The sequence below is a fragment of the Pseudoduganella sp. R-43 genome (assembly GCF_049913255.1).
Lineage (GTDB): Bacteria > Pseudomonadota > Gammaproteobacteria > Burkholderiales > Burkholderiaceae_D > Rugamonas.
Genome location: NZ_CP183988.1, coordinates 4,067,324 through 4,082,488, shown reverse-complemented (window position 1 = coordinate 4,082,488; position 15,165 = coordinate 4,067,324). Strand labels below are relative to the sequence as shown.

Genomic DNA, 15,165 nt, shown 5'->3' with positions numbered 1-15,165 from the left:
CATGAGCAATACCCAACACGCAACACCCGCCGAACGCGCAGCCTGGTTGAACGCGGAGCTGAACCGCCACCTGCACGCCTACCACGTGCTGGATGCGCCGACCATCCCCGATGCCGAATACGACAAGCTGTTCGTCGAACTGCAGTCGATTGAAGCGGCGCACCCCGAGCTGCAGGCTCCCGACTCGCCAACCCTGCGCGTGGGCGCGCCGCCCCTGGCGGAATTCGCCGCCGTGACGCATGCGGTGCCGATGCTGTCGCTGAATAACGGTTTCAACGACGAGGATATCGAGAACTTCGACCGCCGCGTGCGCGAAGGACTCGACGCAGTGCAACTGGTCGAATACGCAACCGAGGCCAAGTTCGACGGCCTGGCCATCAACCTGCGCTACGAAGACGGCGTCTTCGTGCAGGCGGCAACGCGCGGCGACGGCTACACCGGCGAGGACGTCACTGCCAACATCCGTACCATCAAGGGCATCCCGCTGCGCCTGAATACCGATGCGCCGCCGCCGGTGCTGGAAGTACGCGGCGAAGTGCTGATGTTCAAGGCCGATTTTGCCGCCCTGAACGCGCGCCAGCGTGAACTGGGCCAGAAAGAGTTCGTCAACCCGCGCAACGCTGCCGCCGGCGCGCTGCGCCAGCTCGACTCGCGCATCACCGCGCAGCGCAAGCTGAGCTTCTATGCCTATGGCATCGGCGAACTGACCGGCGCCGAACTGCCGGCAACGCACAGCGCGCTGCTGGACTGGTACGCCGAACTTGGCCTGCCCGTATGCGCCGAACGCGAGGTGGTGCGCGGCAAGGATGGCTTGCTGGGCTACTACGAGCGCATCGGGAAAGCGCGTCCCTCGCTGCCGTACGAGATCGACGGCGTGGTGTACAAGACCAACCGCTTCGAAGACCAGCGTGCGCTGGGCTTCGTTTCGCGCGCCCCGCGTTTTGCGCTGGCGCATAAATTCCCGGCGGAAGAAGCGCTGACGACCGTGCAGGCGATCGAGGTACAGGTTGGCCGTACCGGCGCGATTACGCCGGTGGCGCGCCTGGCGCCGGTCTTCGTCGGCGGCGTGACTGTCACCAATGCAACGCTGCATAACGAGGACGAAGTGCGCCGCAAGGACGTACGTGTTGGCGATACGGTCATCGTGCGCCGCGCGGGCGACGTGATTCCGGAAGTGCTGTCCGTGGTGCTGGAGAAGCGCCCAGCGCCGGAACCGCTGATGTGGGCGCTGCCGGCCGAATGTCCCGTATGCGGTTCGCACGTGGTGCGTGAGGCCGACGAAGCGGTCGCGCGCTGCTCCGGCGGCCTGTTCTGCTCCGCCCAGCGCAAGGAGGCGATCCGCCACTTCTGCGGCCGCCGCATGATGGATATCGAAGGCCTGGGCGACCGCTACATCGACAACCTGGTCGAGTGCAACCTGGTGCATGGCGTGGCGGACCTGTACCGCCTGACCCTGGATGACCTGCTGAAAATGAAGCGCCTGGCCGACGAGCGAGACGGCACCACGCCGGAAACTGTCGCCCAGGGCAAGGTCCCGACCAAGTGGGCGGAAAACCTGCTGGACGCCATCTCCGCCAGCAAGAACCCGCCCCTGGAGCGCCTGCTGTTCGCACTGGGCATCCGCCACGTCGGCGAGTCGACCGCCAAGACGCTGGCCGACTGGCTGGGCAAGCTGGAATTGATCCGCAAGGCGCCCGTGGCGCTGCTGCGCGTGCTGCCTGATATCGGCGGTACGGTAGCCGAATCGATTGCCGATTTCTTCGCCGAAGAGCGCAACCAGGAGGCGCTGGATGCGCTGCTGGCCGCTGGCGTGGCGCCGAAAGGGGAGCATGCTCCAAAGGCCGCGCTGCGCGAAAAGCTGGACACGGTTGCGCTGCTGGCTGCCGTCGGCATTCCGAAACTGACCGAGCCGCGCGCGCGCCAGCTGGTAGAGCAGGGCATGACGCTGGAGGCACTGTCGCACTTGACGGTGTATAACGTGTTCGGCCTGCCGGCGACCGTGGAACAGGGCCTTGAAGCCTGGCTGCGCGAACGGGCCAACCGCGAATGCCTGGTGGCCCTGCACGAGCTGCGCGAAGCGCTGCTGGCACAACTGCCCGAGGTGGCCGAGGCGGAAGGCGCCATGAGCGGCAGGACCTTCGTCCTCACCGGGACGCTGCCGACCATGAGCCGCGACCAGGCGCAAGCCCTGATCGAAGGTGCCGGCGGCAAGGTGTCGGGTTCGGTGTCGAAGAAAACCTCGTATGTCGTCGCCGGCGCGGAGGCGGGCAGCAAACTGGCCAAGGCCGAAGAGCTGGGCGTGACGATTCTTGATGAAGCGGGCTTGCTCGCGCTGCTGGGAGGCTAAGCATGGCCGTGCGTGAAATCCTGAAAATGGGCGATCCGCGGCTGTTGCGCGTTGCCGAGCCGGTGCGCGAGTTCAACACGAAAGAGCTGCATGCGCTGATCGTGGACATGTTCGACACCATGCATGCGGCGAACGGCGCCGGCCTGGCGGCGCCGCAGATTGGCGTCAACCTGCAACTGGTGATCTACGGCTTCAAGGCCAACACGCGTTATCCCGATGCGCCGCAAGTGCCGGAAACGGTGCTGATCAACCCTGTGCTGACGCCGCTCGGCGAAGAGATGGTAGAGGCCTTTGAAGGCTGCCTGTCGGTGCCGGGCCTGCGCGGCTCTGTGCCGCGCTATACGCGCCTGCACTATGAGGGCTACGACCAGTTCGGCGAACGCATCGTGCGCGATGCCGAGGGATTCCATGCCCGCGTGGTACAGCATGAGGTCGATCATTTGCTGGGGATCCTGTATCCAGCACGGATCCGCGACTTCTCCAAGTTCGGCTTTACCTCGGTGTTGTTCCCCGACCTCGATCCCGGCGACGACGACTGATTTGTTTGGCGGCGCCGCGAATCTGGCGTAATATCCCGGCCACTTTGCATCCTTATCAACACAACGGATTACCCAGATGAGCAACCAGTCGCAGAACAACCCGCTCGAATTCAGTGTCCGCGGCATCGCCCTCGGCATTCTCATTACACTGGTCTTTACCGCGGCGCAGGTCTATCTTGGCCTGAAAGTCGGCTTGACCTTCGCCACCTCGATTCCCGCTGCCGTGATTTCCATGGCCCTGCTCAGCGCATTCAAGGATGCGACGATCCAGGAAAACAATATCGTGCAGACCATCGCGTCGGCCGCGGGCACGCTGGCGTCTGTGATTTTCGTGCTGCCTGGCCTGCTGATGATCGGCTGGTGGGCAAAAATTCCTTTCTGGCCAACCTTTGGCGCCTGCGCCATCGGCGGCGTGCTGGGCGTGATGTACACCATGCCGCTGCGTCGCGCACTGGTGTCGCAGTCCGACCTCCCGTATCCGGAAGGCGTGGCCGCGGCGGAAGTGCTGAAAGTCGGCACCCAATCGCGTGCCGGCGCGCAGGAGGGCAAGGCTGGACTGTGGGCGGTGATCTGGGGTTCCGTGGCTTCCGCCATTTTCGCTTTCCTCGGCGCTGCCAAGCTGGTTGCCGCTGAAGTGGCGCATTTCGTCAAATTCGGCAACGGCGCCACCGGCCTGGGAGCATCGAGCTCGCTGGCCCTGGTGGGCGCCGGCCACCTGATGGGTATCGCGGTCGGCATGGCCATGCTGGTCGGCCTGGTGATTGCATGGGGTATCCTGGTCCCGTTGCTGACCATGGCCAATCCGGCGGCTCCCGGCGTATCGGTGGCCGACCACGCCCTGGGCATCTGGAGCAGCCAGGTGCGCATGATGGGCGCCGGCACCATTGGCGCTGCCGCGATCGTGACGCTGGCGACACTGGCCAAGCCGGTCGTGGGCGGCCTGAAGTCCGCGATGGAGTCTGCACGCCGCGCCAAGGCCGGCGGCGGCGACGTGCCGCGCGAAGACAAGGACCTGCCGATCTTCATCGTCGGCCTGGTGACCCTTCTGTCTATGGTGCCGGCAGGCTGGCTGCTGTCGTCCTTCCTGTCGGGCGGCCCGCTGTCCTCGATCTCGACCCCTCTGATCGTGGTGGGCATCGGCTACATCCTGATTGCCGGCATGCTGGCTGCCGCGGTGTGCGGCTACATGGCCGGCCTGATCGGCTCTTCCAATTCGCCGGTATCCGGCCTGGCCATCCTGTCGATCCTGGGTGCCGCCACCTCGGTAGGCTGGGTGGGCCGCGAAATCATGGGGCCGGATACCGCCCAGGCGCTGATCGCTTTCGCACTGTTCGTCACCACCGTGGTGCTGGCAGTAGCCGTGATCGGCAACGACAACCTGCAGGACCTGAAGACCGGCCAGCTGGTCGGCGCGACGCCCTGGAAGCAGCAGGTCGCCCTGATCATCGGCGTGTTCGCCGGTTCCTGCGTGGTGCCGCCGGTGCTGGAGCTGCTGAACCACGCGAACGGCTTCGCGGGCGCACCGAATGCCAATGCCATTTCCGACCAGCCGCTGGCGGCCCCGCAAGCGACCCTGATTTCCACGCTGGCCAAAGGCGTGATCGGCGGCGACCTGAAATGGGACCTGATCGGCTATGGCGCCCTGATCGGCCTGGCACTGGTTGCACTCGACTTCATCCTGAAGAAGTCCAGCAACCGCAAATACAGCTGTGCGCCGCTCGGCGTCGGCCTGGCCATCTACTTGCCGTCGGCGGTTACCTCGCCGGTGGTGGTGGGCGCAATCGCCGGTTACTTCTTCGAGAAAGCAATGCGCAACAAGAAGCATGGCGAAGCAGCTTCCCGCCTGGGCGTGCTGGTGATGTCCGGCTTTATTGTCGGTGAATCGCTGTTCAACGTTGCCCTGGCTGGCCTGATCGTGCTGACCAACAAGGGCGAACCGCTGGCAATTGCCAACAGCATGAGCGAGGCAACCACCATGCTGATCGCGCTGGCCGTTGCTGGCGCCGTGGTCGTAGGGCTGTACCGCTGGTCCGCGAAGTCGGCCAGCGCCATCGAGGCTTGACGCAACACTTCCGGAGGTCGCCATGACGCTGTCGAGGATCGGGCAGGGCACTTGGAATATGGGCGAGCGGGCAGCCGACAAGGCTGCCGAGGTGCGCGCCCTGCAACTGGGACTGGACCTCGGCATGACCGTCATCGACACGGCGGAAATGTATGCCGATGGCGGCGCCGAGAAAGCGGTCGGCGAAGCGATTGCCGGCCGCCGCAGCGAGGCTTACCTGGTCAGCAAGGTGCTGCCGCAGAACGCTTCGCGCAAGGGCGTGGTGGCGGCGTGCGAGAAGAGCCTGAAGCGCATGAAGGTCGACCACATCGACTTGTACTTGCTTCACTGGCAAGGCAGCGTGCCTTTCGCCGAGACCCTGGAAGGGCTGATAGCCCTGAAGCAGGCCGGCAAGATCCATGAATTCGGCGTCAGCAATTTCGACCTGTCGGACATGAAAAAGGCGACTGCGCTGGCCGGCGGCGAAGCCATTGAGGCGAACCAGGTGCTGTATAACCTGCGTCGTCGCGGTATCGAGTGGGACCTGCTGCCCTGGTGCCAGGAGCGCGGCATATTGCTGATGGCCTACTCGCCGCTTGAATCCAACCGTAAGGAACAGGAACGCCTGCTGGCCGAACCGGCGCTGCAGGCCATCGCGTCGCGTCACCATGCTACGCCCGCGCAGATTGCGCTGGCATGGCTGCTGCGGCAGGACGGCGTGATGCCGATTCCGAAAGCAAGAAGCGAAGCGCATGTGCGCGCCAACGCGGCCGCGATGACGCTGCGCCTGGACCAAGAGGACCTGGCTTCGCTGGACAAGGCGTTCGCCCCGCCCACGCGCGCCACGCCGCTGGACGTGCTCTAGGCGCGCTTGCGGCGCACCGTGGCCAGGGCAAACAGGCCGGCGCCCAGCAGCAAAGCGCCGCCGGGTTCCGGTATGTCTGCCTGGACTGCATCGATGGCCGGGCTGCTCCAGCCGCTGCTGCGGTTGGCGCCGGAGAAGGCGTAGTAGCGCACTTCGTCGAACCCCGTCGCATCATAGAGCCCAAGCAGGGTGCCGCCAGCCTGCGTGAAATTGCCGGCGCCGGTGCGCACATTGTCGTTCCATGTACTCCAGTAGCCGTTCACGGTCAGGTAGCCGGACGCCGCGGCGAAGGCGATGCTGCGGAAATCGCTGCCGTCTGCCCGCCTGATGCTGATGTAGGCATTGTTCCCCGATGTCGACATGTAATTCCCCGAAAACCAGGGACTGAGGTCCGATGGCTGGTCATAGCAGTTGATGCCGGCATAGCCGCACTGGTTGTTGTTGGCCGAACCGTTGAAATGGAACAGCAGGCCGTCCTCCACATAATCATTCGACAGCGCGAGATTTGCGCTGAAGGTAGCGGTGTGCAGCGAGGAGGGCGGCGCAGCCAAGGTACGCATCACGGTTGCCGATGCCGCGCCCGGCACTGCGGCGGCAGCGGCCAGCGCTGCCGACAGGGTGAGTAGTCTTATCTTGTTCATGGCGTAGGAATGAGGTCGACGGCATCCCAGGCGTAGCCGGGGCTCAGGTAAGTGGTGCCGCTGGAACCGCTGATGGCGGTGAGGGTCAGCACGTTCTCGCCGACCACCAGTTCGCTGGCCGGGATATTGAAGGTGTACAGCGTATTGTTGCCACGGTAGGTGCCTACGGTCAGTGTACGCGTTGAAGGCTGGCTGGAGGCGGCCGGGTTGGCCGAGACCCAGCCGTTCACCTGTGCCTTGGGCCGCCCGCCTGCGAAGGCGACGGTGATCCCGGCCCGCAGCGTGAGCGGCACAAGCTGGCTTTGTTTGAGGTTGAAACGGATGGTGATGGTGCCGTTGACGCTCTTCCATTGATAAGCCGGGAATCCGGTGGCCGCGCTGGAACTGCCGATCACAAAGTCGCCCGGCGTCCAGGAAGCCATGCGCACGTCGGATGGATGCATGGTGGTGACCTTGTCGCCGTTCAGCAGTTCCGCCGGCGTGCCGTCCCAGTCGCCGATGCGCCATAGCGCTGCCGCGGTGCTGGGGTCGCCCGCGATATTGATGGTGTTCAGCGCCACCGTCTGTCCCGCCGCCACAGTCACGCTGCGCGTATCGACCACCAGTTCGTTCTTGTAGACCTTCATGGTGTAGGTGCCGGGAATCATGCCGGGGCTGTCGAAGTGACCGGTTGCCGCATCGGCCTTGGCCCAGTACTGGGCGGTGGCATTGGAGAAGCCCACCGTGTATTCATAGCGCGTGTCGCGTCCCTGCAGGCCCACGCCGGCCACGCGGCTGCGCGCTTCAGGGCCGACGAATCCGGTCATGCCCATGCTGGCGAAGAAGGAGGTGTCGGGAGTCGTCGGTGCGCTGCCGTTGTTGAACACCAGCGAATAAGTGTTCAGGATGCCGGGCCGGAACGCTTCGGTCTGGGCCTCGCCATAGTTGACGATATAGGTAATCTCCTGCGTGGTCGAGGTGCCCTGGTTCAGCAGGCTGCGGTAGAAGGGGCCGCCGCTATTGCCTTCGTTGTTGTCGCGTACCACCCACAGGCCGACGCCGGGACCGGTGGCGCCGATGTACGACCAGTCCTTCAGGCGCATGTTGGAATAATGCTTGGAGCGGGTCTGGCCGTTGGCCAGTCCGAAAATATCGCCCGATTCAATGGCGCCCGTATTGTTGCGGATATCCGATGGCACCGGCCCGTTCGGCAAGGCGGCAATCGGCACGCGCAGGATATAGCGTGTCAGCCCCAGCGTGCTTGGCTCGCTGGTGAAATAGGTGCCCATGTAGATGTGCGGATAGCCGCGGCGGGCGATATAGTAGTGCGTCAGGTCGCCTGCCTGCACCGTCACCTTGATGAAGTCGGGGCCGAGCGTGGTGGCGTTTACGCTGACTGCGGAAACCCCGGTGTACAGGAAATCAAAGCCGGAATTCACCTGGCTGCCGCGCGACTGGTCCTGGTACTGTACGCCGTTGTAAATCATCGAAGCGATGTCGCCGGCGGACTGCGTGCTCACGCCATTGTCGGTACGGCGGATCTTGAACACCAGGCCGGCGCCGGTGTCGATGGTGTAGAAATTGCTGTCTTCAGTAAGTCCGAAGTCGGCCGCATGGGCATTGCCGGCGAACCAGCCGGAAAAGAGGACGAGCAAGGCCATACCTGCCGCGCAGGCATTCAACCGGAAAGTTTTCACGATGTCTCCTTGGGGATTTTTTTGGTATGTTGCCGTTGAAGTATCAAAGCAGTGGCAGTGGCCAGTCAACGGGGGCACGGCTGCGGTACGCCAGAAAATCACCATGTTGATCGAAGGCCTGCGCCAAATGAATAGCGCAAACAACGCCTTTCAATCGTGCGCAACAGTCTCGCCAACAAGTTGTTGACATTTCTATGACGCCAAATATAGACTGAAATGGTTGCGCTATCGGTTTCGTGTTAGTGGTTGGTTGTTTGCGCGACGGCTTACTTCGAACTACGGGAAAACATGAAACGTCTGACGAAATGCAGGGCGCTGGCGTCCCTGTTGCTTTGGGCTGTCGCGCTGCTTGCTGCCGCCGCTCCGCGAGAACGCCTGTCGATCAATGCCGGCTGGCGCTTCACGATGGGCGATCCACCCGGTACCTCCGCTTCGCTGCGCTACGACGTGCGACCCGAGGTGACGGCAAGTGAAGACGGCAAGGCTGCCGATGCGGTGCCGCAGGCTGCGGCGCTTGCGGCCGCAGCACAGGAACAGGTCCTCAAGCCGTGGATACTCCCGAGCGGCAACGCCTTTATCAGCGATCCCGCTCGACGCCATCGGCGCCCGGCGCAGGAGCCGCAACTGGACGTGGCCTACCTGAAGCCCGGCTACGACGACGTCGCATGGAAGCGCGTGGACCTGCCTCACGACTGGGCCATTGCCGGGCCCTTCCTGGAGACCGGTCCTTATGGCGGCGTTGGCCGCTTGCCCAGCTGGGGCATCGGCTGGTACCGCAAGGCACTCGACATACCGGCTTCCGACCGCGGCCGCTCGATCTTCCTCGATGTCGACGGCGCGATGTCGTATGCGACGGTGTGGCTCAACGGGAAGCTGGTCGGCGGCTGGCCTTACGGCTACAACTCCTGGCGGCTGGACCTGACGCCATACGTCGTCCCCGGCGGCAGCAATATGCTCGCGATACGGCTGGATAACCCGCCGGAGTCTTCGCGCTGGTATCCGGGCGGGGGCATCTACCGCAATGTGTGGCTCACCAAGATGGCGCCCATCCATGTCGCGCATTGGGGCACCCATGTGCGAACGGCGCGCGTGAGCCGGGACTCCGCCGAGGTGTCGCTGGAAGTCGCGGTGGACAACGACTCGCGCAGCGGCGCCACCGTCAGTGTGGCAACGGCGATATACGCGCTGGACGAACAGGGGACCCGCAGCGGCCAGCCGGTTGCGCACATCCAGCCGCAGCGCCTGCAAGTGGCCGCAGGCGCAAGCAATGTCGCAACAGGCAGCACAACCATCGCGCGGCCGCGCCTTTGGGGGCCGCCGCCGACCCAGCATCCGCATCGATACGTGGCCGTCACCACCGTCCGGCGCGACGGCGTTGGGATCGACGAATTCGAGACAAGGTTCGGCATTCGTGATGTGCGCATGGACCCTGACAAAGGCATGCTGGTCAACGGCGAGCGCATTGCGCTGAAGGGCGTGAACAACCACCATGACCTGGGCGCACTCGGCGCCGCCTTCAATGTGCGCGCTGCGGAACGGCAGCTGCAAATGCTGGTGGAAATGGGCGCCAATGCGCTGCGCATGAGCCACAATCCGCCGGCTCCGGAGTTGCTGGAGCTGACCGACCGCATGGGCATCGTGGTGATCGACGAAGTGTTCGATGTGTGGGAACGGAAAAAGACCGCGCTCGATACGCACCTGATCTTCCCCGACTGGCACGAGCAGGACCTGCGCGCCATGATCCGCCGCGACCGCAACCATCCCTCGATTGTGATCTGGAGTATCGGCAACGAGGTGGGGGAGCAGTACACCGGTGAAGAGGGCGCCGCGATCGGCCGCAAGCTGGCTGCCATCGTGCGGCAAGAGGATCGCAGCCGCCCGACCATGACCGCCATGAATTACGCCCGTGCCCACATGCCGCTGCCGGCCACGGTGGACCTGGTCAGCGTGAACTACCAGGGCGCGGGCATCCGCAGCAATCCAGGCCGCTTCCCTGAATTCCGTGCCCGCTTCCCAGGCAAGATGATTTTCAGCAGCGAAAGCGCTTCGGCCTTGAGCAGCCGCGGCGAGTATCAGTTTCCGGTGACGGGCGCGCTCACATCCTCGGTACGGCCCGACGCCGGCGGCGACTGGAATACGCACCAGGTCAGCGCCTACGAGCTGTATGCGTCCGACTTCGGCACTTCAGCCGACCGCTCCTGGTCCGCGCAGGACCAATACCCCTATGTGGCGGGCGAATTCGTCTGGTCAGGCTGGGATTACCTGGGCGAGCCGACGCCGTTCTACTCTTCGCGCAGTTCCTATTCCGGCATCATCGACCTGGCGGGCTTCAAGAAGGACCGCTTCTACCTGTATCAGGCGCGCTGGCGCCCGGACCTTCCGCTGGCGCACATCCTGCCGCACTGGACCTGGCCGGGCAGGGAAGGCAAGTTCACGCCGGTCCACGTATTCACCTCGGGCGCCGAGGCCGAACTGTTCGTGAACGGCAAAAGCCAGGGCCGCAAAAAGCGCGCGGAATTCGAATACCGCCTGCGCTGGGACCTGGTGACCTACGAGCCGGGCGAGTTGAAGGTAATCGCGTACAAAGAGGGCAAGGAATGGGCGGCATCGACGGTACGCACCGTGGGCCCTGCGGCAAAGCTCGACCTGGTGCCTGACCGCAGCGAGATCGCGGCCGATGGCGCCGACCTCTCGTTCATCACCCTGCACGTGACCGACCAGGAAGGCAATACCGTCCCCATGGCAAAGGACAACGTGAAATTCAGCATCGAAGGCCCGGGCGAGATCGTGGCGACCGATAACGGCGACCCGACCAGCTTCGTGCCTTTCCCATCCACCGAACGACCAGCCTTCAACGGCTTGTGCCTGGCCATCGTGCGCGGCAAGCCTGGACAGAAGGGAGCCATCACCGTGCGGGCGCAAGCGCCCGCATTACAAGGAGCAAATGTAACTTTGCAAGCGCATTGATAGCGCTAACTAAATCAAGGCCCATGAGGCCATATATAAAGGAGACAGCATGAACCAGCAACTGGGAGGACGCGTGCGCCGCTTCGGCACGCGCGGTGAAATCCTCGTCATGACCATACTCGCGGGGATGATTTCCACGGCCTACGCGCAAAGCGAAGCGCCGCAACCGCCAGCCACTGCGGCCACCGAGTCGCAGCCCTCCGCCGAAGCCACGCCGGCAACGGATGCCAGGCCAACTGCAGCGAACAAGGTGCTGCCGGTAGTCACCGTGAGCGGTTATCGCAGCTCGCTCGCGCTGTCGGCAATGGAAAAGCGCGACAACATCGGCTTGAGCGATACCGTCTTCTCCGAAGACATGGGCAAATTCCCCGACCCGAACATTGCCGATGCCCTGGCGCGGGTGCCGGGCGTGAACGTGCGGCGCGGCGAGATCGACGGCGAGGGCCTGAACATCTCGATCCGCGGCATGGGCGCGGCGTTCACGCGCGTTTTGCTGAACGGCGCGCCCATGGCGTCGGCGTCGGCGGGAAGTTGGGGCGGTTCGATCAGCGCCAACCGCGAAGTCGACATGGACTTCCTGCCTTCGGAATTATTTCGCAGCGCCAGCGTTTACAAGAGCCAGAAGGCCAGCCTGATCGAAGGCGGCATTGCCGGCACCGTCGATATGCGCAGCGTACGTCCTTTCGACAAGGCCGGCTTTCGCTCCGCGTTTACCCTGAGCGGCAACTACCGCGAGCAAAACAGCAAGACCGGCAATACCGGATCGGCCCTGGTGAGCAATACCTGGACCACCGCCGGCTGGGGCAAGTTCGGCGCCCTGGCCGGCATCGCCTGGGGGAACACCGGCTACAAGACCGACGGGTTCCAGACGGTCGACATGCGCAACTTCCAGTTGAAATCCTTCCAGGGCAATGCGTCGGACAAATTGAACAGCACCGGCGGCGGCTCGCAATCGACGCCCGACACCGTTCCGTCCGGCCTGGCATTGAGCGCCTTGCCGGAATTTGCACGCCCCATCCTGGTGCCGGGCAAGCAGATCGACCGCGCCATGCTGCTGGCGCTGAACCCCGGCGCCACGCTGCAGCAGATCGACAACGGCTTGATGGGCCGACTGGGACGGCACTTTGTCTACGAAGGCAAGCGTAATCGCGCCGGTGAAGTCATCAGCCTGCAATGGCAGCCGAACGATATGCTCGATATCTACCTCGACACCATGTTCGCGCAGAAGAAGAACAGGATGACCTACGAGGGCATGAACGCCGGCACCCGCGCCAATACGCCGATACCGATCGGCATGGAATTCGACCGCAGCGACTGCACCTTGGGGTGCACCATCACCAAGGCGACGTTTGCCAATACTTTCTGGGCGCTGGAATACCGCCCGATGAAGGAGGAGACCAAGTTCCGCAGCATCAATCCGGGCTTCGAATTCCGTCCCAGCGACAAGTGGACCATCGACGGCCATTTCAACGCCACCAACAGCACCTTCTTCCGCGACATGCCGACCGTGCTGGTGGCAACCAGGTCGCCCAATTCCGTCATCTATTACGACAACAGCACGCCGGGGCAGACGCCGGTCTACACCTCCAACCTGGACATCAACGATCCGAACAACTTCGGCTGGTACCAGGCGGGCCAGAGCCTGTCCGGGCTGCGCATGGACCTCTACGAGCGCACCAACAAGACCAAAGGCACTCGCCTGAACGTCAACTGGGGCGACGCGGACTTCAGCATCAAGTTTGGCGGTTCGCGTGACGACATCGAACGGCGCTACCGCAGCTATTCCGTCGCCGACGCCTGGATGAACGTCGCATGTGGCAATAACATGAGCTACCGCTTCTTCGCACCGAACACACAGATCCGCAGCCCCGGTTGCGATGGCCGCAGCACGCCAGGCCCGGTGGCTGATGTCACCACTGCCTACCCGGGTTACGGCACCGGTTCCACCGCCGGGGCGGCGCCCCTGATGTATCTCGGTTCGGTGGTTCCGAATTCGGCAATCCCGAACTACGTGAAAGCGGGCAGCAATGGTTTCATTACCGTCGACTGGCCAAGGTTTGCCGCTGATACGGATTACCAGTACTTCCGCGACAACATCCATAAGGGCTTCCAGAACGGCAGCGGCGGCTACATCCGCGAAGTGGTGGACGCGGCCTATGCGGAAACCACCGGCCGCGTGCAGCTCTTTGGCCGCACCTTGCGCTATAACGCCGGGGTGCGCTATGCGCAGACCGAGCAGACCATCGGCGTGTTGAGTGTCGGCGCCGACCCGCGCAACGCGACGCTGAAGAACGGCGGCCTGTATGACAACCTCAGTGTGTGGAGGTACGAGACCACCAAATACAGCAACACGCTGCCGTCGGCCACGCTGGCCTACAACGTCACGCCGAATACCATCCTGCGCGCCTCCGGGTCGAAGTCGCTGACGCGTGCCAACCCGGCCGACCTGCGCCAGACCCAACTTACGCTGGGCGACCAGGGCGCGCGCCAGGGCAGCGTGACCAATCCGAACCTGAAGCCATTCGAGGCGAACAACCTGGATATCGGGCTCGAGTATTACATGAGCAAGGAAGCCTATGTTTCCCTGAGCGCCTTCGGCAAAGACATCACCAGCCGCCCGGGCCAGCGCATCAACACCTATTCGCTGGCGCAGCTGGACCAGATGTTCGGCACCGTCGGCCTGACGGAGGCGCAGCAGCAGGCGGTGACGGCCAGCGGTGGCCGCGACAAGCATCTGGTGGAAATCACCGAGCCGTACAACATCGACAGCAAGCTGAAGGTTCGAGGCCTGGAAGCCACCTGGCAGCAGCCGCTGGACATGCTGCCGGTGAAGGGCTTTGGCTTCACCGCCAACTTCACCTATGCCAAGCAGACGGACGACGCGCCGAATGCGCCGCCAGTGGCCGGCGTGCCGCCGCGCACCAACAACCTTACCTTGTACTATGAACGCGGCGGCCTGAATATCCGCGTGGCACGCCAATACACGGCAAGCCATGTCGTGAACACCAGTACCGGCTTGAATGTTGCGGGAGGGGCGTATGCCTACACCACGGAGCGCACCCAGGTCGATGCGTCGGTCGGCATGAACCTGAAGCAGATGTTCGGCTTCAGGTACAACACCGACCTGACGCTCAGCGTCTGGAATGCCAACAAGGCGATCAGCCAGACCTATACCCAATTCAGCAACGCGATCTTCGACGAGTACAAGCCCGGCGCCAGCTACACGCTGTCGCTGCGGACTTCGTTCTAGGCGGCGTAAGCCGGGGCTTAGCGCTGGCCGCCGCGGGTAGTGTTAAGCCTTTCCAGGATGCGTTGCAGTTCGTCCTGCATCATGGGCGAGAGGTTCTGGAACTGGCAGCCAATCTGCACCTGCTCGCCGAGCAGGAAGGAGCGGAAATGGCGCGCCAGGCGGATCTCCAGGTCGCAGATCAGCACCGAGCCGGGGCCCATGTCCAGCCGTACGCGCTGCAGCTTGCGGCCGACATGCAAGCCGACTGCATCGCGCGGCGAGCAGCGCATGCCGACGCCGCCGACAGCGAAATCGTACAGCTGCATTTCGTACGGCTTGCCATTCAGGACGAAGGAGGCGGTGTGGTAGGTGCCGAGCGGCGTCTCCAGGCGCGGCGCCGCGCGGCGGTTAAGCACCTGGCAGCGTTCGGGGAATTGCGCCGGGACCAGGGTTGGCTGCTCGGGCAGGGCGTTCCATTGCGGGTCGTCCAGCTTGAACTGGAACTTGGCGCTGCGCAGCCATGCCACGAAGGTGCATTCACCCGGTGGCAGGGTTGAACCTTCGTTCAGCTGGATCACGAAGTGCGGCAGTTCGGGATCGACGGACAGCAGGCGCGCCATCACCGGCTCGACGTTGTCCCGGTGGTAGATAGAAATCGCGTCGCCCGCATCGGCCAGCGCCGCCAGTGCGTCGCCGATTTCATCGGGGTCCACGATATCGTGCGGATGTGACCCCGCGGCAATCGGCTCCACCGCGTCTTGTGGACGGGGCGGTCCCTTGCGGAAGTCGTTTGGCATTGGATCGTTCACAGCTCAGGTTCTCGTTTTTTGGGAGAGGACGCCAACACTTTACCGCGTTCC

9 protein-coding genes are annotated in these 15,165 nt (G+C 63.8%); 6 read left to right on the top strand and 3 right to left on the bottom strand.

The genetic code is table 11. The features are described 5' to 3' along the window. The first annotated feature begins 1 nt into the window (after position 1). The 4 genes from ligA to ACN9M3_RS18415 all read left to right on the top strand — a co-directional run bounded on the left by ligA (position 2) and on the right by ACN9M3_RS18415 (position 5,792). On the top strand, positions 2–2,347 hold the full coding sequence (gene ligA, locus ACN9M3_RS18430) for an NAD-dependent DNA ligase LigA (protein ID WP_426318245.1): 2,346 nt from the start codon (positions 2–4) through the stop codon (positions 2,345–2,347). 2 nt (positions 2,348–2,349) lie between these two features. Beyond that, entirely contained in the window at positions 2,350–2,886 is a 537-nt protein-coding gene (def, locus tag ACN9M3_RS18425) for a peptide deformylase (RefSeq protein ID WP_426161944.1), read from the top strand. 76 nt (positions 2,887–2,962) lie between these two features. Then, positions 2,963–4,948 (top strand): OPT family oligopeptide transporter, encoded by a 1,986-nt coding sequence (locus ACN9M3_RS18420; RefSeq protein ID WP_426161943.1) that lies wholly within the window; start codon positions 2,963–2,965, stop codon positions 4,946–4,948. A 22-nt stretch (positions 4,949–4,970) separates the two neighbouring features. After that, positions 4,971–5,792, top strand: a complete 822-nt coding sequence (locus ACN9M3_RS18415; RefSeq protein WP_426318244.1) for an aldo/keto reductase — start codon at positions 4,971–4,973, stop codon at positions 5,790–5,792. On the opposite strand, the gene ACN9M3_RS18410 is transcribed toward ACN9M3_RS18415, so the two are convergent. Beyond that, the gene (locus ACN9M3_RS18410; protein WP_426161941.1) at positions 5,789–6,433 is read right to left on the bottom strand and encodes a PEP-CTERM sorting domain-containing protein; all 645 of its coding nucleotides are present in this window, start codon (positions 6,431–6,433) and stop codon (positions 5,789–5,791) included. The genes ACN9M3_RS18415 and ACN9M3_RS18410 overlap by 4 nt on opposite strands. Beyond that, positions 6,430–8,109, bottom strand: coding sequence for a rhamnogalacturonan lyase B N-terminal domain-containing protein (locus ACN9M3_RS18405; protein WP_426318243.1), 1,680 nt, complete (start codon positions 8,107–8,109; stop codon positions 6,430–6,432). The genes ACN9M3_RS18410 and ACN9M3_RS18405 overlap by 4 nt, the downstream gene beginning before the upstream one ends. Positions 8,110–8,397: 288 nt before the next feature. On the opposite strand from ACN9M3_RS18405, the gene galB reads away from it, so the two are divergent. Further along, the gene (galB, locus tag ACN9M3_RS18400) at positions 8,398–11,076 is read left to right on the top strand and encodes a beta-galactosidase GalB (protein WP_426318242.1); all 2,679 of its coding nucleotides are present in this window, start codon (positions 8,398–8,400) and stop codon (positions 11,074–11,076) included. Positions 11,077–11,125: 49 nt separating this feature from the next. Continuing rightward, positions 11,126–14,326 carry a TonB-dependent receptor gene (locus ACN9M3_RS18395; protein WP_426318241.1) on the top strand — a complete coding sequence of 1,067 codons (3,201 nt, stop codon included), beginning with the start codon at positions 11,126–11,128 and terminating at the stop codon, positions 14,324–14,326. A 17-nt stretch (positions 14,327–14,343) separates the two neighbouring features. On the opposite strand, the gene ACN9M3_RS18390 is transcribed toward ACN9M3_RS18395, so the two are convergent. Then, positions 14,344–15,102 carry a flagellar brake protein gene (locus ACN9M3_RS18390; RefSeq protein WP_426318240.1) on the bottom strand — a complete coding sequence of 253 codons (759 nt, stop codon included), beginning with the start codon at positions 15,100–15,102 and terminating at the stop codon, positions 14,344–14,346. Positions 15,103–15,165: the final 63 nt, after the last annotated feature.